Below are 19,577 nucleotides of genomic sequence, written 5' to 3'. Positions count from 1 at the left end.
CGACGTCGCTGCCAGTAACGCTTGAAGCAAATGCGCAAGATTGTGCAAGCGCGGGCAGGCCGGCACGCAGCAGACTGATGGTTCATCAAGGAGCCTGCACCATGAACCTCTCGCTTTATCTGCTGACCGTGCTGATCTGGGGCACCACCTGGATCGCCCTGAAACTCCAACTCGGCGATGTCGCGATTCCAGTCTCAATCGTCTATCGCTTTGCCCTGGCAGCATTGGTGCTGTTTGCATTCCTGTTGCTGAGCAAGCGTCTGCAGCCGGTCAATCGTCGCGGCCAGTTGATTTGCCTGGCGCAGGGCGTGTGCCTGTTCTGCGTCAACTTCATGTGCTTCTACACGGCCAGCCAGTGGATACCCAGCGGCCTGATCGCGGTGGTGTTCTCGACCTCGACGCTGTGGAATGCGCTGAACGCACGGGTGTTCTTTCGCCAGAAAATCGCCAGCAATGTGCTGGCCGGTGGCGCCATGGGTTTGATCGGTCTGGCGTGTATGTTCTGGCCTGAAATGTCCGGGCATGGCGCGAGCCGGCAAACCCTCATCGGCCTGGGACTGGCCTTGCTGGGCACGCTGTGCTTTTCGGCGGGCAACATGCTGTCGAGCCTGCAGCAGAAAGCCGGTCTGCGTCCACTGACCACCAATGCCTGGGGCATGTTCTACGGGGCGACGATACTCGGCATGTATTGCCTGCTGAGCGGCACGCCGTTCAGCTTCGAATGGAACACGCGCTATGTAGGCTCACTGCTGTTTCTGGTTATCCCCGGCTCGGTGATTGCGTTCACTGCCTATCTGACCCTGGTCGGGCGCATGGGCCCGGAGCGCGCCGCTTATTGCACGGTGCTGTTTCCGGTCGTGGCGCTGAATATCTCCGCCTGGGTGGAGGGCTATCAGTGGACCCTGGCTGCCTTGCTGGGGCTGGTACTGGTGATGGTCGGCAACGTGCTGGTGTTCAGGAAGATCAGGCCGGTTGCCGTCGTGGTCGGCGGCAAACTGGCCTGAGTCGGTGTTGATCGTGTCTATCCTGCACAGCGGCCCTGCACTGCGAGAGAGGCGGGGCCTCAGCCTTTCCACACCTGCGGGTTGACCAGATCCTGCGGTCGTTGACCGAGCAGCGCGCTGCGCAGGTTGCCGTAGGCGCGATCAGCCATGGCCTGGCGGGTTTCGGTGGTGGCTGAGCCGATGTGCGGCAGGGTTACCGCGTTCTTCAACTGGAACAGCGGCGATTCGCTCAGCGGCTCTTTTTCGTAGACGTCCAGACCGGCGCCGCGAATGGTGCCGTTCTGCAGCGCTTCGATCAGCGCAGGTTCATCGACGATCGGGCCGCGGGCGATGTTCACCAGGATGGCGCCGGGCTTCATCAGGCTCAACTCGCGGCGGCCGATCAAGTGTTGGGTCTTTTCGCTCAGCGGTACGACCAGACAGACGAAATCCGCTTCGGCCAGTAACTGATCCAGGCTGCGAAATTGTGCCCCCAGCTCCTGTTCGAGTTCGGTCTTGCGGCTGTTGCCGCTGTACAGAATCGGCATGTTGAAGCCCAGACGACCACGGCGGGCAATCGCTGCGCCGATGTTGCCCATGCCAACAATACCCAGCGTCTTGCCATGCACATCGGTGCCGAAGTGCGGCGGTTCGATGCTGCGCGTCCACTGTCCGGCCTTGGTATAGGCGTCCAGTTCAGCCACTCGGCGGGCGCTGCTCATGATCAGCGAGAAGCCCAGATCAGCGGTGCTTTCGGTCAGTACATCCGGCGTATTGGTCAGCAGAATGCCGCGCTCGCTCAGGTACTCGACGTCGTAGTTGTCGTAGCCCACCGAGATGCTGGACACCACCTCCAGTTTGGTGGCGTTCTGCAGCTGTTCGCGACCCAGCTTGCGGCCTGCGCCGATCAGCCCGTGGGATTCAGGCAAGGCTTCTGCAAACTGCGCGTTGATATCACCCTGCTTGGGGTTGGGCACGATCACATTGAAGTCTTGCGCCAGGCGCTCGGCCATTTCAGGAGAAACACGGCTGAAGGCGAGTACGGTTTTTTTCATTGGGCAGTCACTCTTGAGCGGTTGAATGAGTAGCACGCTAACATTCCTCCCCGCTCTTTGGCAGCCGCTTTTTGCAGTTGTACGATGTCAGAACGATGACTTGAGGGCCTGCACATGCAGATCCGCTTCATCGGCAGCGAGAATTTCCGGCAGGGAACCGCGCAGGTATTCAACCCAGGTTCTGATCTTCGCATCCAGATACTGGCGTGACGGGTAGATGGCGTACAGGTTCAGCTCTTGCGAGCGGTAATCGGACAGCACGCGCACCAGTGTGCCGTTGCGCAGCCCCTCGATCGCCGAGTAGATCGGCAGGATGCCAATCCCCATGCCGCTGGAAATCGCGGTCTTCATCGCATCCGCAGAGTTGACCAGCAGCGGCGAGCTGTTGATGGTGACCATCTCCTGGCCTTCAGGACCATCGAACAGCCATTTGTCCAGCGGGAACACCGGGCTCACCAGACGCAGACATGCATGATTCAGCAGGTCGGCAGGCTTGTGGGCCATGCCGAACGTTTTCACGTACTCGGGCGACGCGCACACGATGCTGTAAGTAATGCCCAGGCGCTGGGACACAAAGCCCGAGTCGGCCAGTTCGCTGGCGAGCACTATCGACACGTCATAGCCTTCTTCCAGCAAGTCCGGCACGCGGTGGGTCATGGTCAGGTCGAACGCGACGTCCGGGTGGTTGCGCCGGTAACGGGCAATCGCATCAATCACATAATGCTGGCCGACGCCGGGCATCGAATGCACCTTGAGCTGTCCGGCCGGGCGGGCATGAGCGTCGCTGGCTTCGGCCTCGGCTTCTTCTACCGAGGCGAGAATCTGTTCGCAGCGCAACAGATAACGCTTGCCTGCTTCAGTGAGGGCAATGCGTCGGGTGGTGCGATTGAGCAGGCGCGTTTGTAAATGTGCTTCAAGGTTGGAGACCGCACGCGAGACGTTGGCGGTGGTGGTATCCAGCACGGCGGCGGCGGCAGTGAAGCTGCCCGCTTGCGCCACGCAGCTGAAGGCACGCATGTTTTGCAGGGTGTCCATGGGTACTTCTCTGAGTAGATGGCAAATTGTGACATGAAGTAACGGATGCATGTATCCAGACCAAAGGATTATCGCCGTTTCAGTAACAAAGATTCACAAATCTCCCCGCTTATCGCCGCGTCGAGTGCCGCCTAGAATCGCCGCCATTCAAGGTGTTTCACCTTCGTTCGGGAACTTGCAGCTGTGCCGCGTCGCATCATCAGAGGGCTCTGGCCCGTAGGTCTTCTGGCTTTTACGCTGGTCCTCAGCGGCTGTATCGGAACACATGGAATCACACCGCAGGGCAGTGTTCTGCACGCTGACAGCCTGGCCACCGATCAGGCGATTCAGAGCGCTTCCCTCGACGCCCATTGGCCCGCAGCGCAATGGTGGCGTGCCTACGGCGACGCGCAACTGGACCGCTGGGTCGACATGGCGACGCTGGGCAGCCCGAGTCTGGCACTTGCCGCTGCTCGTGTGCGCCAGGCAAAGGCGATGGCACAGGTGGCCGAGTCCGCCGAGTCTGTGCAAGTGCAAGGCAACGCCAGCCTGATGCGTCACGACTGGCCAGAGGATCAGTTTTATGGCCCCGGAGCGCTGGCCGATACTCGCACCTGGGACAACAATGCGTCGCTGGGCCTGAGCTACGCACTGGACCTGTGGGGACGTGAACGCAACGCCAGCGAGCAGGCCGTTGATCTGGCGCACGTGAGTGCTGCCGAGCAGCGCCAGGCGCAGCTCGAATTGCAGGAAAACGTGGTCCGCGCCTACATCCGGCTGTCCCTCGACTACGCCCGACTGGATATCGCCGAGGCGGCCCTGGCCCAGCAGCAACAGATACTCGACCTGGCGCAGCGTCGCCTCAAGGGCGGGATCGGCACGCACTTCGACGTCAGTCAGGCCCAAACCCCGCTGCCTGAGGCACATCGGCAGATCGACGCGCTGCATGAGGCCATCGCGTTGAGTCGCAACCAACTGGCCGCGCTGGCAGGCAAGGGACCGGGGCAGGGCGCGGGGGTGCAGCGGCCTGCGCTGTCGTTGCACACCGCACTGACATTGCCCTCGGCACTGCCCGCCGAACTGCTCGGTCAGCGACCTGACGTGGTGGCTGCGCGCTGGCAGGTGGCGGCGCAGGCACGTGGTATCGACGTTGCACATGCGGGCTTTTATCCCAATGTCGATCTGGTTGGCAGCCTGAGCTACATGGCCACGGGCGGTGGCATGCTCGAGTTTCTGACCGGCAGCAAGCTGGGTTACAAGGTCGGGCCGGCCATCAGCCTGCCGATTTTCGACGCTGGACGCTTGCGTGCGGAGCTGGGGCGGGCGTCCGCTGCTTATGATCAGGCCGTGGCGCATTACAACCAGACGCTGGTCATGGCGTTGAAAAATGTCTCCGACCAGTTGATTCGGCGCGCCTCGATGGACAAGCAGCAGGCACTCGCCGCCGAGTCGGTGGCGTCGGCGCAAAAGACCTACGACATTGCCCTGATCGCCTGGCAGCGTGGCCTGACCGATTACCTGAACGTGCTCAATGCGCGCACGCAGTTGTTTCGCCAGCAGCAGGTTCAGCAACAGGTCGAGGCCGCGCGACTGGAAGCCTACGCCGGACTGGTGGTGGCCCTGGGCGGTTACGCTGACGGGAATAACAATGGCAATGGTCATTTCGCACACACCGTCGCCGAGTCTGAGGGCGGGCAATGATCGCCTCGCTACAGCGCATCACCGACCTGCCGTGGCGTCGCGAATTGCACAGCTGGGCGCGCAGTGACGGGGTGATCTGGGTTTACATCTTCAAGGTGCTGCTCGCCGCATTTCTCACCTACTGGCTGGCGCTGCGCCTGGAACTGCCGCAGCCGCACACGGCGATGATCACCGTGTTCATCGTCATGCAGCCACAGAGCGGGCAGGTGTTCGCCAAGAGTTTTTATCGCCTGCTGGGGACGCTGGCCGGGTCGGCGATGATGGTGCTGTTGATGGCCCTGTTTGCGCAGAGTCCGCTGCCGTTTCTCGGCAGTCTCGCGCTCTGGGTCGGCCTGTGTTCGGCCGGCGCGGCGCGCTATCGCAACTTTCGCGCGTATGGCTTTGTGCTGGCCGGGTATACGGCAGCCATGGTCGGGCTGCCTGCGCTGGCGCATCCGGAAGGTTCGTTCATGTCGGCGGTGTGGCGGGTAGTGGAAATTAGCCTGGGCATCCTGTGTTCCACGGCCATCAGCGCAGCGGTGCTGCCGCAGAGTTCCAGCGCTGCGATGCGCAACGCGCTGTATCTGCGCTTCGGCGGGTTCGCGCGCTTCGTGGTCAACGGCCTGCGCGGCGATATTTCACGCGCTGAATTTGAAACCGGCAATGTACGCTTTGTGGCCGAGGCCATCGGCCTTGAAGGGCTGCGCAGCGTCACGGTATTCGAAGACCCGCACATGCGTCGCCGCAACGGTCGACTCAACCGTTTGAACAGCGAATTCATGGCGGTCACCACGCGCTTCAATGCCCTGCACCAATTGCTCGAGCGTCTGCGTCTCGAACAGGCCGATCAGGTGTTGAAGCATATCGATCCCGGCCTTGAAAACCTTGCGCAACTGCTCGACGGGTTCGCCGATCGCGCCTTGACCAACGATGACGCGGCGCTGCTGGTCACGCGCCTGGAGTCGTGCAGGGCGTACTTTCCCGAGCGGGTCAGAAGCCTGCGCGCCGAGCTGGAGCGCACCTTGCCCAGTGACGCCGAACGATTGGACTTTCACACCTCGTTCGAGCTGCTGTACCGCCTGCTCAGCGAGTTGCTCGACTACGCACGAACCCATGCATCGCTGGCCGACCACAGCCATGAGCGTGAACAGTGGAGGGGCTCGTTCGTACCGCGTACCCACTGGATGACCGCGCTGGCAGCCGGTGCCCGGGCGGCCTGTGTGGTCGGCCTGATGAGTGTGTATTGGGTGCTGACGGCGTGGCCCAGCGGCGCGAGCATGGTCCTGGCCTCGGCGGCCACCGTTGCGCTGTCGTCGACTACCCATAATCCCAGGCGCATGTCGCTACAGATGGCCGGCGGTACATTGCTCGGTGCGCTGTCAGGTTTTATCGAAACGTTTTTCCTGTTCCCGCACATCGACGGTTTTCCGTTGCTGTGCCTGCTGTTGGCCCCGGTGTTTGTGCTCGGCGCGTATTTGGGCTCACGTCCGCAGTGGACGGGATACGGCCTGGGGCTGCTGATTTTTTTCAGCCTGGGCTCGGTGCCGGACAACCTCACGGTTTACAACCCTTACACCTTCATCAACGATTACATCGCGATGGTCGTCGGCATGCTGATCTGTGCCGCTGCCGGGGCAATCATCCTGCCGCCCAACAGCCGCTGGATGTGTCAACGCCTGGAACAGGCCTTGCGCAATCAAGTGGTGTTTGCGATCAGCGCACCGCTCAAGCGTCTGGGCTCAAGCTTCGAAAGCCAGACCCGCGACCTGATGCATCAGGCATATGGCCTGGCGATCGGCAAACCGCTGGTTCAGCGCGAGTTGTTGCGCTGGATGTTCGTGGTGCTGGAAATCGGCCACGCCATTATCGAGCTGCGCCATGAACAGGCGCTTCTGCCGATTCACCCTGCCTACGCCGAGTACCAGCCCTGGCGCATCGCGCTGCGAGTCATGGGGCGCGCCTTGGTGCGGCTGTTCATCCAGCCTGATGCGGTCAATCTGCAGCGCTGCCTGTCTGCAGTCGATCAGGCCATCAAGCGGGTGCAGGAGGCCGATGAACCCTTCGCCTCGCATTTCGATACGTCGGTGCTGCGCCGGGTAAAAAGCTACCTGCACTTTATCCGCTCGTCGCTGCTGGACCCGCAATCGCCGCTGGCCGCTTACGGCGTTGCGCGAACCGTTTCAGGAGTCGTCCATGCCGCCGCGTGAAATAGCCTTCCACGGCCTGTACATGCCGACCCTCACGCTGATCTTTCTGCTGGCCGTGGTTCTGGCATGGGCGCTGGATCGACTGCTGGCCGGTTTTGACCTGTATCGATATTTCTGGCACCCGGCCTTGCTGCGTCTGAGCCTGTTTATCTGCATCTTCGGCGCGTTGGCGCTGCCCCTTTATCGTTGACGCCTGAGTCGGGAAAAATCTCTGGATGAAAAAGTTTTTCAGTCTGTTTGCCACGTTGCTGGTGCTGGCAATCGCGCTCTGGATCGGTCGCACGCTGTGGGTCGACTACATGGATAGCCCATGGACCCGCGATGGCCGGGTACGTGCCGATATCATCAACGTGGCGGCCGATGTGTCCGGCACCGTGGTCGAGGTACCGGTGCGTGACAACCAGTGGGTAAAGCGCGGCGATCTGCTAATGCAGATCGACCCGGAGCATTACCGGATCGCCGTGAAGCAGGCGCAGGCATTGCTGGCTTCACGCAAGGCGACCTGGGAGATGCGCAAACTGAATGCCAGGCGGCGTGCCGACATGGATGAACTGGTTATCTCGGCGGAAAATCGTGATGACGCGAGTAACGTAGCCACCTCGGCCCTGGCCGATTACCAGTTGGCCCAGGCGCAACTGGAGGCGGCCGAGCTCAACCTGTCACGCACGCGGGTACTGGCGGCGGTGGACGGTTACGTCACCAACCTCAATGTTCATCGCGGCGACTATGCGCGCGTCGGTGAGGCAAAGATGGCCGTGGTCGACATGAACTCGTTCTGGGTCTACGGCTTCTTCGAGGAAACCAAGTTGCCGCACCTGAAAGTGGGTGATCCTGCGGACCTGCAACTGATGAGCGGCGAGGTGCTCAAGGGGCATGTCGAAAGCATCGCACGCGGCATCTACGACCGTGACAACCCGCAAAGCCGCGAATTGATCGCCGACGTGAACCCGACCTTCAACTGGGTGCGTCTGGCCCAGCGCGTGCCGGTGCGTATTCATCTGGATCAGGTACCGCAGGATGTATTGCTGGCGGCGGGGATGACCTGCACGGTGATTGTCAGGCCGGTAGACGGCTGATCAACGCGGAGGACGCAGAGCGTCCAGAACGGCATGCCAACGCGGAGCATTGGCACGATAGTGACAAGGCTCGGCTACAGATCGGCGTTCAGCCCAAAGCGTTTTCTCAGGGCCATATCCAGTAGCCCTTTGGGTAGCAACCACGCCATCAGCGGCAGTAGGCGTGAGCCGTTGCCCAGGCGCAGCAGGCGTGGCGGATGGGTGTGTTGGACGGCCTTGAGCAAGTCGCGAGCGAATTCGGTGACGGGGGTAGGGCTGTCCAGAGAGGCCCTGGCGCGTGCACGAATGCCTTCGCGAATCGGCCACCAGGGCGATTGTTCGCTGATCAGTTGCTCGGCTTCGTGGCTGGCATTCTTCGCGAAGCTCGACGCAATCGCGCCGGGCTGAACCTCCATCACCTGGACGCCGAACGGCGCCAGCTCCAGACGCAGCGCATCACTGAGCGCATGCACCGCCGCCTTCGACGCACAGTAAGCCCCCGCAAACGGCGTGACCAGCACACCGGATACGCTGCCGATGTTCACCACCAGCCCCTTGTTGCGGCGCAGTGCCGGAAACAGCGCCCGGGTCACCCCGACGACGGAAAACACATTGGTTTCGAACTGCCGCTGCAAGGCCTGCACACCGCCGTCGAGCAGGGGACCCATCGCGCCATAGCCAGCGTTGTTGATCAACACATCCAGGCCGCTGTGCTCCAGACCGGCGGCCAGTTGCTCCAGCGCCAGGCTGTCGTTGACGTCCAGTTGCACGGCGATAAAACCGGCTGCACTGAGTGCCGCGACATCGTCGGCCTTGCGCGCAGTGGCCCAGACTTCATAGCCGGTGGCCTTGAACGCGTCGGCCAGAGCACGGCCGATTCCGCTGGAACAGCCTGTAATCAAAGCGATGGGCATGGGAGATCCTTGTGGTCAGTCCGAGAAACTGCCTTGTAGATGTTCTGCGCGAAATTCCAGGGTCTGCGGGCGGTACCCGTTGCGCAGTGCCGGCACCGGCACGCAATCCTGCCACGTGCCTTTGGCCTGAAGTTCACCGGGGCCGCGATAGCGTGCGGACGCGTAGGTGTTGTCGGTCAGATTCACTGAATCACCGGGCGCATAGGCCGCGATTCGCCAACGCAGTTCCTGCAGGGTCACCTGATTGGTGTTGGTGATGCTGACCTGCAACGGACGATCTGCCGGGCAGCCTTGCGGGTCGTAACTCAGGCGGATATCCAGGCGCTCAAGCTGGCGCGTTTCCCGACTGTCCTGCCAGATGACGATGGCCGCCACCGCCCCGAGCGCGACCGCCGCAGCCAGCGAGACAGGCAAGGCCTTCGCCGGATAACGGAGCAGAAGGATCAGCCAGGTGAGGATTAACAGGATGCCGATCAACATGCGGGTCTCCAGCGAGGGCAATGCTGGACATCCTACAGAAACCGAAGAGGGATTGACCAATGACTGGCCTGAGACAGGTCGAAATAAACTTCGATGGTCACTGAAGTCTTTGTGACGCCAGACTGATATTACTGAACCAGGCTGTAAATGGCAGATTCCGGGGTATCGGACCACGTGTCCATGCCCGTCACCTGCACCGAGCCGGTAATCCTGGCTTTTTGTGTCGGTTGAAAGATCATGGATGGGTCCGTGCCTGTATTTTCAAGCGTTATGGTGGTCGGATGACCTGAGGTTATGAGCGACGAGCCTGTTAACAGCGGACGGTTGCTATTGTCTGCGTTGACCAGGTTGAGTATGACGAACGTGCAGCGTGGGTCTTTGAATGCGGGCAACTCCAGAACGATGCCTTTACTCAACGAGATTTCGTTTGTTGCTAACGCTCCTTTTATAACCGGGATCGGGAGGGTTGGTGCAGATGGCGTAGCCATATCTGATAACTCCTGTTTGAAGGCGTAGATTGGGCGTAAAGAGAAAGCCGATTACGTTCAAACATCCTAAAGATGCCGGGCAAAGGTATCTACTGACAGATATGACAGTGACCCTTGGCGGTGCATTTTCAGAAGGCGGTTACTTGAGGATTGCAACGCAGAGAGCAGCATGCCTTCCATGAATGGATAAGCATGAATGGATAAGCATGAATGGATAGAGCGGAGCCATAAAAAAGCCCCCGGCAATAATGTGCGCATGACACTGCGCAAAGAATTACCGGGGGCTGTTTCACTTGCAGCTAAAAGCGTCTGTCAGCGAGCGATAGTCTGGGTCTTCACACCCGCTTCAAGCGCGTTCGAACGACCGTAGATGTCTTCGAAACGCTCGATGTCGTCTTCGCCCAGGTAGCTGCCCGATTGCACTTCGATGATTTCCAACGGGATCTTGCCCGGGTTGCGCAAGCGATGGACCGAGGCGATCGGGATGTAGGTGGACTGGTTCTCGGTGAGCAGGAACACGTTCTCGTCACAGGTGACCTGCGCAGTACCGGAGACCACGATCCAGTGTTCGGCGCGGTGATGGTGCATCTGCAGCGACAGGCAGGCGCCCGGCTTGACGGAGATACGCTTGACCTGGAAACGACCGCCCATGTCCACCGAATCGTAGGAGCCCCACGGACGGTACACTTCGAGGTGGTTCTGGGTCTCGGTGCGGCCCTGTTCGTTCAGGGTGGCGACCATCTGCTTGACGCCCTGGACCTTGTCCTTGTGGGCAATCATCATCGCGTCCTTGGTTTCGACGACCACGATGTTGTCCAGACCGATCACCGACACCAGTTTGCCGTTGCCGTGGATCATGCAGTTGCGGCTGTCCTGGATAACGACATCGCCCTTGGTGACGTTGCCGTTGGCGTCCTTGGCGTTGACTTCCCACAGCGACGACCAGCAGCCGACATCGCTCCAGCCGGCCGACAGCGGTACAACGCAGGCACGCTGGGTTTTTTCCATGACCGCGTAGTCGATGGAATTGTCCGGGCAGCAGGCGAAGGTCGAGGAGTCGATTTCAAGAGCGTCGCCGTCCTGTACGCTGCGCTCGAGGGTCAGCAGGCAGGTGTCGTAGATGTCCGGATCGTGCTTTTTCAGTTCTTCGAGGAAGCGGCTGGCGCGGAACAGGAACATGCCGCTGTTCCAGTAGTAACCACCGGCTTCGACGAATTCCTTGGCGCGTTTTTCATCAGGTTTTTCGACGAACTGCGACACGCGGCTGACGCCTTCCGGCAGCAGGGCATCGGCGGTGGACTTGATGTAGCCGTAGCCGGTTTCCGGCTTGTTGGCCGGCACACCGAACAGCACCATCTCGCCGCGTTCTGCGGCGACGGTTGCCAGAGCCAGTGCGCGTTGCAGGGCTTTCTGGTCTTCGATGACGTGGTCGGCTGGCAGCACCAGCATCAGGCCGTCATTGCCTTCGTTGACCAGCTTCATGGCGGTCAGTGCAACGGCTGGCGCCGTGTTGCGGCCGAACGGTTCCATGAGGATCGCCTGGGTTTCCAGGTTCAGTGCAGCGAGTTGCTCGTTGACGATGAAACGGTGGTCCTTGTTGCAGACCACGATAGGCTCCTGCATGCCCTCGAACACCAGACGCTCCAGGGTTTGCTGGAACAGGGTGTGCTCGCCGGTCAACGCCAGGAACTGTTTAGGGAATTGTTTACGCGAAAGCGGCCAGAGTCGTGAACCACTACCGCCTGACAAGATAACTGGAATCATTTTGTTTCTCCAAAAGCATTCAATTAGGGCCGTACGAGGTGTCTGTCGTTTCTGTCTTGTTCTTGTTCCGCGCTGGCCGGTTCAGTGCTGACGCCCTGAACCGACCGGCATAATCCGTTTAGCGGGTAGCGACCGGTGGCTTAACCCACACTGGCGAGAGGCTGCTGCCACTGCCGGTGATGTAGAGCACAGCGGCTTCGCCACGCTCCAGTGCCACAGGTTTCACATCGGTGACTTTCTTGTCGCCGTCGTACAGCGCCAGGCTGACCTTGACCGGGTTGATTTCACGCTCGCCGGTGCCTTTTGCCGCTACAGCCTTGACCACGTCGGTCTTGCCATCAGCGGTTTTCAGGGTCAGGGACTTGTCGCTCAGGTTTTGCACACGAACCAGGGATTTCTGCTTGTTCTTGAACGGTGGCTCTTCGACCAGCTGTGGTTTGCCGCTGGCGTTGTTGACGATGGTGTAGTAGTGATCACCCGCCAGTTTCACTGGCAGGCTCTGGCTGCCCAACTTGGCGGTGTAGTCGCCCTGCGGCATGAAGCTGAACGCAGTGCTGCCCAGTGGCGCCACTTCGTTAAGGTTGGTGTTGCCAACGGTGGCGCTAATTTCGGCGTTGCTGGCGTTGTAGACACGCACGAAGGTCGAGCCTTTCGGTGCGGTCGGGCCGTACAGGGCGGAGTCACCGGCGAAAGCTTGCAGGGACATCAGGCCCAGACCTGCGGCCATTGCGCAGGTTTTGAACAGGCGTTTTGCGGCCGAACGGTTGGCAGTAGTGTTAAAAGTCATGAGTCAGTCCTCTCAGTTTTGCGCCCGGTTGGGCGACTCGGATTGTTTGGCGTTGAGCGCCACGTTTTCTTGGGTATCACGCGATTTCTTCAGCTCGGCGATCCACTTCGGATCGAACTCGCCAAGGTCGTTGTGTGCCGGCAGGTAGCGCTCCGGGAATTCCCAGATCACCACTTGCGGCGGGGTGTTCTTGAAGGCATCGGTCTGCAGGTACTTGAGCATCGGCAGGATCGGGCCATGGCCGTCTTCGGCGTAGTTGACGACATCGCTGCGCAGCGCTTCTTTCAAGGCGCCGACGAAGTTCCAGTTAGGGTTGGCGCTGTAGCTGGTGCCCACCAGACCCACCGGGATGTCGCTGTCTGCGAACAGCGCGTCACCGCCTGCCGCTTCGCCTGCGACCGGATCGGTACTGCGTTTCTGCAACTCGTCCGGCTTGGGCAGCATGTTGCTGAACAGCGGGTCGAGCGGCAGGAATGTAGTCAGGTCACCTTTGTAGGCTTCGGTTCCCTTGGCTTGTGTGACGAACTGCTCAGGTTCGCCTTCCAGTGGCGTTTTCTGGGCAATCGCGGCGCTCAGTTGCTGCGCGGCGACTTCGGCACCCATTGGCGTCCAGTGAGTATCGGTGCGCAGGAAAACCTGGCCCTGTTGCTTGGCAGCTTGCAGCGGCGCCAGCAGGTCCGGGGCGAAGATCCCGGCCTTGGCGACCTGAGCGTGGAACTGCTGATACAGGTCGGTGTGCAGGCTGGCAGGCTTGCTGTCACCGATGTGCTCCGGGTACAGACGGGTCTTCGCCGGAACGATCGCCAGGACCAGTTTGGTGCCCTGTTTTTCCAGTGCGTCACGCACACCCTGAATGATCGCCAGGTTGTCGGCTTCGTTCTGCTCGCCGTTGGCAACCGCGTCGAACTCTTCGTCGGTGTACAGCCACTGGTCCTTGCCGAGCACGACGCCCGGACGACCTTCGTTGAACAGTTTGAAGTCCAGCGCCGCCCAGAGGTTGGTGCCCAGACGCTTGATGGGGAACTCATCGTCATAATGAGTTTCCGCCGCCTTGGTCCATTTGCCGTTGAGCACAGTGGTCTCGGCCGACGTCGAGAAGGTGCTGAAACTGCGCAGCGACCAGATCCCCAGGACCAGCAGAATGGCCAGGAAGAGGGCGATGTAGAGGATTCGTAATGAACGGGTCATGTCAGTCTCCTCAGAACTGGAAGTAAAGGAACGGCGAGAAGCTTTGCGCCGAAAGTTTGAGAATCGAAGCCACGAACAGCAGCAGGATCAGTGCGCGCATGGCGTAACGTGGCCAGTCGGCTTCCCAATAGGCCGGTTGCACCTGAGCTTCGCTGCCCACGGTGTAGCCAGGCATATGCAGGCTGCCAGGCGCGTCGCCAGGAACCGCTTTGATGGTGCCCGGTTGTGCGGTTGCAGGACCGTCAGCCTTGGTGCTCTTGCCGGTGTCTTTTTCGCGGTTCTGGTAGAAGTCGCGCAGACCGAAGAACGCCAGTGTCAGATAAGCCACCACCAGCGTTGCGACTTGCAGACCGGTCAGGCTGGCGCGGTTGAGCTCGGACAATTGCCATTCGCCGAAGCTGAACATGGCGCCGTACATACGACCGGCGACATGCAGGTTTTCAGCGCGGAAGATGACCCAGCCGATGATCACGAGCAGGAAGGTCAGTGCCCAGCGGATCGGGTTGAAACTGTAGGGTTTGGTATTGATACCGACCGCTTTTTCGATCGCCAGCCACATGCCGTGCCAGGCACCCCAGATGATGTAGGTGACGTTGGCTCCGTGCCACAGACCGCCAAGCAGCATGGTCAGGAACAGGTTGCGGTAGGTTGCGACTTTGCCGCCTCGGTTGCCGCCCAACGTGATGTACAGGTAGTCACGCAGCCAGGTGGACAGGCTGATGTGCCAGCGACGCCAGAACTCGGTGATCGACTGGCTGATATAGGGCTGTTTGAAGTTTTCCATGAAGCGGAAACCCATCATCAGACCCAGACCGATGGCCATGTCGCTGTAACCGGAGAAGTCGAAGTACAGCTGCGCGGTGTAGGCCAGCGCACCCAGCCAGGCATCGCCGGTGGTCGGGTTCTGCAGAGCGAAGCAGTGGTCGGCGACCACGGCCAGGGTGTCGGCAATGAACACTTTCTTGATGAAGCCCTGCATGAAGCGCGTGGCACCTTCAGAGAACTTGTCCAGCGTGTGGGTACGGTTGTTGAACTGGTCGGCCAGATCACGGAAACGCAGCACGGGTCCGGCGATCAAGTGCGGGAAGATCGCGACGAATGCAGCGAAGTCGATCAGGTTGCGCGTGGCCGGGGTATCGCCGCGGTAAACGTCGATGATGTAGCTGATGGACTCGAAGACATAGAACGAGATACCGATCGGCAACAGCACGTGAGTCAGGATGAACGGTTCCAGACCCATCGAGGTCATGGCTGCGTTGATGCTGTCCACGCCGAAGTTGGCGTATTTGAAGTAGCCCAGAATACACAGGTCCACGATCACGCCAAGCAGCAGCCATTTCTGTGCCGGCTTGGTCCGCACACCTGCTGCGCCTACCTTGAGACCGATCCAGTAGTTCCAGACGGTCACGCCGACGAACAGCGCCAGGAAGTCCACTCGCCACCAGGCGTAGAAGACATAGCTGGCAATCAGCAGCAGCAGATTGCGATAGCGTTGCCCGCTCAGATAGTACAAGCCGAGGAAGATCGGCATGAACAGGAACAGGAACACGTTGGATGAGAAAACCATCCTTATCTCTCCGTTTGTCCAACATTCAAGGGCTCACAGCCCCCCCAAACCCCCCCGCAAAAAAAGGAGGGGCAAATCACTTCACAGCGTGTTCGCGAAGCTGGCCAGGCGAGATCCGGTTTTATGGATGCATCGCCTGGACATAGGTCTTCGCGGACAAGTCCGCTCCTACAACCAACGGCGTATCACTCGCTGACGTTGTCGCCCTTGTCGCCTTTTTCGTGCGACGGGTCGAAGACCTTGGTCAGGTCACCGCCCAGGCGGAATGTCTTGAACGGCTGCTTTTCGTGTTTCTCTTCCAGCACATCCGGGCTGCAGTTGTAGAGCGAGCAGTACGGTTCGAGCCAGGCGAATTTCGGGTCTTTCTTCAGGTCCGTCATGTCCTGCTTCTCGCCGTTGTGGTCAGCGAATATCGAAGGGTCTTTGACGCCGGCCAGAACCCGGTCACCCAGACGCTTCAGGGCACCATTGTTTTCCGGACGCAGGTCCACGCCGTTGGCCTGGGCGAAGCTGGCAATCATCGCGAGCGGTGGCAATGCGTAGTTGTGATACGACAGTGCACGCTGACGACGCTTCATCTCGTTGGGCAGGAAACCGTCCTTGTCCACTTGATTGGCAGCGACCTTGTATTCCTTCACGGCCCAGTCGAACAGGTCCTGACGATTGGTGGCGACAGCGGTTGCCATCACTGACCAGGCAGCCCAGTACGAGTGGTTGTTGATTTTTTCCAGCGGCAGATTGCTCCAGTCGCTGACCACCTGATCGGCCAGCTTGCTGAACCAGGTCTCGATGATCTTTGCATCCTGCTGACGGTTGGCCAGCGGATGCGACTCGGAGAACTTCAGGCGCAGGTAGGCGGAGGACATACTGCCCAGTGCCCATTTGCGCATGGATTTGCCGGTGTGGTTGAACTCGCGCGACTCCAGCGCATCGGCCTTGGCCCAGGTGGTCATCATGTTCAGCGCGCAATCGAGTTGTTCCGGACGACCGTCGCGCATGTACTGCATCACGACTTTGCTGACGCCACGCTCAAGGGTGGTGATGTCCTTGGTCGCATCGCGGAACGCTTCTTCGGATACCGCGTTGAGCGTTGCGCGCGCCTTGTCCGAACCCTCGTACTTGCTGCGGAACACCAGCTTGTCGGTGTAGGGCTTTGGAATGGCTTCACAGCTGAAGTTGTGATCGCCAGTCTTCATTTTTTCGATCGGGGCGTCATAGCCCTTGGGTGGAACCAGTGCGGCGGACGCACCCGTGGCCCAGGCCATCGATGACAGGATTGCCATCGACAGCAGGGTAGGGCGTATCAGTTTAGGAGTCTGCATAAGTCACCTCATAGTCCGGCTTGAGCGGTGTGTGTCGCAGCGCTCGGGAACACGTTGCGTTTGCATACTTTGGCTTCGACTTTTTGTGGTGCCGTGCCTGCTTCCGGTCCCTGGATTTCCAGTGCCAGCAGTTGCTGGTTGGCCCAATCCTCATCCTCGCGCAATTCAAAGGCGAAGCGTCCATCGGTGTCTGACGTTTCAGGTTTCTCGATTTTCAGATCCTCGTGGCGACCGTTCATGTACCAGAGTCTGGCCTGAAGGACTTTCACCGAGGTGTCGTCAAACTTGATGTCGATCTGATTGCTGCCGTTGCGGATGTCCTTGATGCCATTCTTGCCGTTGACCAACACTTCGTTGGTGCCCGGCTTGAGGGTGGTGCTGGCGCTCATGACGGCAGGCTTGCCTTCACAGCCGTTGTCCAGCAGCGACATCATCTGGCGATAGATGGTCTCCTGATCCAGGCGATACAGCGGCGAGAATTCCCAGATGAGAATCTTCGGCGGACGCTTCTGGAAGTCTTCACTGCCCAGGTACTGCAGCATCGAACCTTCCAGGCCACCACCAGGGAACGCTACGTTCAACACGTCGGCACCCATGTACTCCTGCAGGAAGCCAGCGAAGTTGTAGTTCTTGCCGCTGTGGCTGGTACCGACCAGGGTGATTTCCGGGTTACCGGAATCGCCGAACAGGTCGCCGTCGCCCGCCTCACCCTTGGGCTCGGTGGTGAACTGGTCCATGTACTGGATCGCGTAGCTGGTGCCGCACAATTGACCCGCCATATTGTGCAAAGTGCCCGTCTTGCCCATGCGTCCGGAAATATGGCTTTCGAACTCACGCTTGGGGATATCGCTGTAGCCCGGAACTTTCTTCACGGTTTCGGCAACGATTTTCGCCGTACGCTGCGCGCCATACGGCGTCCAGTGCTGGTCACCGCGGAAGTAGAAGTCGTGCGCCTGCTGCTCGTTGGTCAACGGCGACAAGTCAGGGACCCAATAGCCCATCTTGCTGAAGCGGCCGAGCATGGCCTGATAGTTTTTCAGCGCCTTGTCGTAGTCGAACTTGTCACGTTCGGCGGGGAACAGCTTGTTGCGATCCACCAGACCACGGGTAGGCTGATACACCACGACCAGCTCGACGCCTTTGCTCTTGAACGCATCGTGCAGTTCTTTCATGCGGCGATAGCCGGCAGGCGTGGTGTCGAACTCGGTGCGCAGGTCTTCCTGAGTCCGGAACAGCCAGTCGCCCTGGGCCTGGACCAGCGTGGTGAAGTTCTGCTGATAGCGCGTGGTGTAGTTTTTCGCGTCATGCGCGGCCGGGCACAGCGAGCAGCAGGGCTCGGCCTTGAACGTCGGTGCTTGCGAGTCGTCTGCCCGAGCGACACCCGCGGCGGCCATCAAGGCGGCGGTGAGGCTGGACAGGCTCAACAGCTTGATCAGATGTGCGTGCATAACAATACCCTTCCTCATTCCCGCAGCTCGGTCTGGCTTTCGACGGGGTCGATCAATACGGCTTTCTTCTGGCGTACCAGCAGGTCGAGGATTTCGTCCTGGCGCTCACCGAGGACGCCGTTGAGGCTGATACCGACTTCTTTGGTAGGCATCAGCATCGAGACGCGATACAGCTCGACACTCAGTGGCGAGTCGATGGACAGCGGGCCGGAGCCATTGCTGGACAGTTCGCCGCCGACCATGATCAGCGAGACCTGAGCGTCGAACGGATCGAGCTCGATGTCGCGGTCGGTGTCGCTCAGGTCCTTGATGTGGCCGTAGACGCCCATCAGGCCGTTGCCCATGGCGACGTTCTCGTACAGCTTGATGTTCACACTGTTACGTACGCGGATACCGTGGCGGCGGTTGGCGATCACGCGATTGCCCCACAGCAGGTTGTTGCCGCTTTCGTACAGGGTGATGCCGTCGGTGTGGTTCTGGTAAATCTCGTTGTAGGCGACGATGTTGCCGACGCTGTTACGGTCCAGAACCACGCCGGACAATTTGTTGTTGTGGCTCTTGTTGCGGAAGATGAAGCTGTTGTCCACTTCCCGGGAAATGATGATCCCGTGCTTCTTTTTGGTCCCGTAAACGTCGTTTTCGGCGATGATCAGACCGTGCGAGCGGTCGTGCGGGTCAATGCCGTAAATGATGTTGTCGCGGTAGGTGTTGCCCTTGACCACGAAGTCGCGGGTTTCATAGCAGTAGAAGCCGTACCACATGTCCGAGAACTCTGAATCGATGATCCAGCCCGTCGGTTCGGGACGCTTGAGCACCTTCGCGGTGTTGGGCGTGTACTGGGAAATACTGATGCCGTAGGACTTGCTCTGGTCGTAACCCAGGCTCGCCATTTTGGTATTGGCGATCCAGGTTTCCGAGCCACCCCAAGTCAGCAGGAAAGGGCGAAACTCGTCAGGCTTGCGATAGGTCGCCAGGCTGTTGCGGGTTTCACTCCAGCCATTGACCTGAGTGTGAGTGATCAGCATCTTGCCTTCACTGACGATGAACGAGCCCTTTTCCTGAGACAGACGCAATTCCTTGGTCTTGCTGTCGATCTCGAAGGTCCCGGTTTCCTTGATCAGGATCGGCAAGCGCGCCACGTAGACACCTGGCGAGACCTCGTTGAGGAACTGCTTGGGCACCTTCTTGGCCAGGTCCTGCAGGTTCACGTAGCCATCGGAAATCATGATCGCTTGCGGGATACCGCGCTGGCGGTTCACCCATTCGGCCATCTTGTTGTCACCGCCGATGAATTCCTTCAGGCCGGTTTCTTCCATCATCCGTGAAACAGTGACCTTGCCCGGCTTGTTGCGCACGATCTTTTTCAGGGCGGCTTCGGCGGTGTAGCCCTTGAGGTCGGGCAACACCGGCTTGGCCATTTCCAGCGGCGCGGTCGGCGGGCTGGTGATGGTGTAGGTCTTGGCCTGATGCAATTCCTTGACCAGCGCCTTCTGTGCGTCGGGTACGACAGGCGCGTTGGCCAGCGCCACACCGCTGGCCATCAGCAGGGCGCTGGTCAGCAGTGCGCTTTCGAGCAGGGCGTGCGGCCAGTGCCGGCTACGCCCGTTGCTTGTATGACTGTTCAT

The 19,577-nt window shown here is 60.0% G+C and carries 17 protein-coding genes; 5 read left to right on the top strand and 12 right to left on the bottom strand.

Annotated elements, in window-relative coordinates:
• Positions 1-101: 101 nt before the first annotated feature.
• Positions 102-1,004 carry a DMT family transporter gene (locus tag JOE34_RS00855; RefSeq protein ID WP_003421755.1) on the top strand — a complete coding sequence of 301 codons (903 nt, stop codon included), beginning with the start codon at positions 102-104 and terminating at the stop codon, positions 1,002-1,004.
• 59 nt (positions 1,005-1,063) lie between these two features.
• Here the strand turns inward: JOE34_RS00855 and JOE34_RS00850 are convergent, their stop codons facing one another.
• Positions 1,064-2,038: a D-glycerate dehydrogenase gene (locus JOE34_RS00850; RefSeq protein WP_003316953.1), complete on the bottom strand. Its 975-nt coding sequence runs from the start codon at positions 2,036-2,038 to the stop codon at positions 1,064-1,066.
• Between the two features lie 87 nt (positions 2,039-2,125).
• Positions 2,126-3,073, bottom strand: a complete 948-nt coding sequence (locus JOE34_RS00845; RefSeq protein WP_002552240.1) for a LysR family transcriptional regulator — start codon at positions 3,071-3,073, stop codon at positions 2,126-2,128.
• 183 nt (positions 3,074-3,256) lie between these two features.
• On the opposite strand from JOE34_RS00845, the gene JOE34_RS00840 reads away from it, so the two are divergent.
• From JOE34_RS00840 to JOE34_RS00825, 4 genes are read left to right on the top strand one after another with little or no spacing between them, the layout of a single operon-like run.
• Positions 3,257-4,753 carry an efflux transporter outer membrane subunit gene (locus JOE34_RS00840; RefSeq protein WP_096115498.1) on the top strand — a complete coding sequence of 499 codons (1,497 nt, stop codon included), beginning with the start codon at positions 3,257-3,259 and terminating at the stop codon, positions 4,751-4,753.
• Positions 4,750-6,939 carry an FUSC family protein gene (locus JOE34_RS00835; protein ID WP_209994956.1) on the top strand — a complete coding sequence of 730 codons (2,190 nt, stop codon included), beginning with the start codon at positions 4,750-4,752 and terminating at the stop codon, positions 6,937-6,939. The genes JOE34_RS00840 and JOE34_RS00835 overlap by 4 nt, the downstream gene beginning before the upstream one ends.
• Positions 6,926-7,129 (top strand): DUF1656 domain-containing protein, encoded by a 204-nt coding sequence (locus tag JOE34_RS00830; RefSeq protein ID WP_003316949.1) that lies wholly within the window; start codon positions 6,926-6,928, stop codon positions 7,127-7,129. The genes JOE34_RS00835 and JOE34_RS00830 overlap by 14 nt, the downstream gene beginning before the upstream one ends.
• A gap of 25 nt (positions 7,130-7,154) precedes the next feature.
• Positions 7,155-8,015: an HlyD family secretion protein gene (locus JOE34_RS00825; RefSeq protein ID WP_004402815.1), complete on the top strand. Its 861-nt coding sequence runs from the start codon at positions 7,155-7,157 to the stop codon at positions 8,013-8,015.
• Between the two features lie 74 nt (positions 8,016-8,089).
• Here the strand turns inward: JOE34_RS00825 and JOE34_RS00820 are convergent, their stop codons facing one another.
• The 10 genes from JOE34_RS00820 to algG form a co-directional block, all read right to left on the bottom strand.
• Positions 8,090-8,908 carry an SDR family oxidoreductase gene (locus JOE34_RS00820; RefSeq protein WP_032658824.1) on the bottom strand — a complete coding sequence of 273 codons (819 nt, stop codon included), beginning with the start codon at positions 8,906-8,908 and terminating at the stop codon, positions 8,090-8,092.
• A gap of 15 nt (positions 8,909-8,923) precedes the next feature.
• Entirely contained in the window at positions 8,924-9,388 is a 465-nt protein-coding gene (locus tag JOE34_RS00815; RefSeq protein ID WP_032658821.1) for a hypothetical protein, read from the bottom strand.
• 128 nt (positions 9,389-9,516) lie between these two features.
• Positions 9,517-9,876, bottom strand: a complete 360-nt coding sequence (locus JOE34_RS00810; protein WP_032658819.1) for a hypothetical protein — start codon at positions 9,874-9,876, stop codon at positions 9,517-9,519.
• A 312-nt stretch (positions 9,877-10,188) separates the two neighbouring features.
• Positions 10,189-11,640 carry a mannose-1-phosphate guanylyltransferase/mannose-6-phosphate isomerase gene (locus JOE34_RS00805; RefSeq protein WP_003415201.1) on the bottom strand — a complete coding sequence of 484 codons (1,452 nt, stop codon included), beginning with the start codon at positions 11,638-11,640 and terminating at the stop codon, positions 10,189-10,191.
• Between the two features lie 118 nt (positions 11,641-11,758).
• A complete protein-coding gene (locus tag JOE34_RS00800; protein ID WP_003316943.1) occupies positions 11,759-12,427 on the bottom strand; it encodes an alginate O-acetyltransferase AlgF in 669 nt (222 codons plus the stop codon).
• Positions 12,428-12,439: 12 nt separating this feature from the next.
• The gene (locus JOE34_RS00795; RefSeq protein WP_003415203.1) at positions 12,440-13,615 is read right to left on the bottom strand and encodes an alginate O-acetyltransferase; all 1,176 of its coding nucleotides are present in this window, start codon (positions 13,613-13,615) and stop codon (positions 12,440-12,442) included.
• Between the two features lie 10 nt (positions 13,616-13,625).
• Positions 13,626-15,182: an MBOAT family protein gene (locus JOE34_RS00790; protein ID WP_003316941.1), complete on the bottom strand. Its 1,557-nt coding sequence runs from the start codon at positions 15,180-15,182 to the stop codon at positions 13,626-13,628.
• 185 nt (positions 15,183-15,367) lie between these two features.
• Entirely contained in the window at positions 15,368-16,504 is a 1,137-nt protein-coding gene (locus tag JOE34_RS00785) for a mannuronate-specific alginate lyase (protein WP_003421766.1), read from the bottom strand.
• An 8-nt stretch (positions 16,505-16,512) separates the two neighbouring features.
• The gene (locus JOE34_RS00780; RefSeq protein ID WP_003408874.1) at positions 16,513-17,952 is read right to left on the bottom strand and encodes an alginate biosynthesis protein AlgX; all 1,440 of its coding nucleotides are present in this window, start codon (positions 17,950-17,952) and stop codon (positions 16,513-16,515) included.
• 14 nt (positions 17,953-17,966) lie between these two features.
• Positions 17,967-19,577: a mannuronan 5-epimerase AlgG gene (gene algG / locus JOE34_RS00775; protein ID WP_024649717.1), complete on the bottom strand. Its 1,611-nt coding sequence runs from the start codon at positions 19,575-19,577 to the stop codon at positions 17,967-17,969.

The organism is Pseudomonas sp. PvP028 (assembly GCF_017832255.1).
GTDB classification, from domain to species: Bacteria; Pseudomonadota; Gammaproteobacteria; order Pseudomonadales; family Pseudomonadaceae; genus Aquipseudomonas; species Aquipseudomonas syringae.
This window is presented reverse-complemented; position numbering and strand designations above follow the sequence as displayed.

Excerpts from the sequence above, each read along its gene's own strand:
- JOE34_RS00830 (WP_003316949.1), top strand. The coding sequence starts at position 6,926 with ATGCCGCCGCGTGAAATAGCCTTCCACGGCCTGTACATGCCGACCCTC.
- algG (WP_024649717.1), bottom strand. The coding sequence starts at position 19,577 with ATGAACAGTCATACAAGCAACGGGCGTAGCCGGCACTGGCCGCACGCC.
- JOE34_RS00805 (WP_003415201.1), bottom strand. The coding sequence starts at position 11,640 with ATGATTCCAGTTATCTTGTCAGGCGGTAGTGGTTCACGACTCTGGCCG.
- JOE34_RS00850 (WP_003316953.1), bottom strand. The coding sequence starts at position 2,038 with ATGAAAAAAACCGTACTCGCCTTCAGCCGTGTTTCTCCTGAAATGGCC.
- JOE34_RS00845 (WP_002552240.1), bottom strand. The coding sequence starts at position 3,073 with ATGGACACCCTGCAAAACATGCGTGCCTTCAGCTGCGTGGCGCAAGCG.
- JOE34_RS00780 (WP_003408874.1), bottom strand. The coding sequence starts at position 17,952 with ATGCACGCACATCTGATCAAGCTGTTGAGCCTGTCCAGCCTCACCGCC.
- JOE34_RS00795 (WP_003415203.1), bottom strand. The coding sequence starts at position 13,615 with ATGACCCGTTCATTACGAATCCTCTACATCGCCCTCTTCCTGGCCATT.
- JOE34_RS00855 (WP_003421755.1), top strand. The coding sequence starts at position 102 with ATGAACCTCTCGCTTTATCTGCTGACCGTGCTGATCTGGGGCACCACC.
- JOE34_RS00810 (WP_032658819.1), bottom strand. The coding sequence starts at position 9,876 with ATGGCTACGCCATCTGCACCAACCCTCCCGATCCCGGTTATAAAAGGA.
- JOE34_RS00835 (WP_209994956.1), top strand. The coding sequence starts at position 4,750 with ATGATCGCCTCGCTACAGCGCATCACCGACCTGCCGTGGCGTCGCGAA.
- JOE34_RS00800 (WP_003316943.1), bottom strand. The coding sequence starts at position 12,427 with ATGACTTTTAACACTACTGCCAACCGTTCGGCCGCAAAACGCCTGTTC.
- JOE34_RS00820 (WP_032658824.1), bottom strand. The coding sequence starts at position 8,908 with ATGCCCATCGCTTTGATTACAGGCTGTTCCAGCGGAATCGGCCGTGCT.
- JOE34_RS00790 (WP_003316941.1), bottom strand. The coding sequence starts at position 15,182 with ATGGTTTTCTCATCCAACGTGTTCCTGTTCCTGTTCATGCCGATCTTC.
- JOE34_RS00825 (WP_004402815.1), top strand. The coding sequence starts at position 7,155 with ATGAAAAAGTTTTTCAGTCTGTTTGCCACGTTGCTGGTGCTGGCAATC.
- JOE34_RS00785 (WP_003421766.1), bottom strand. The coding sequence starts at position 16,504 with ATGCAGACTCCTAAACTGATACGCCCTACCCTGCTGTCGATGGCAATC.
- JOE34_RS00815 (WP_032658821.1), bottom strand. The coding sequence starts at position 9,388 with ATGTTGATCGGCATCCTGTTAATCCTCACCTGGCTGATCCTTCTGCTC.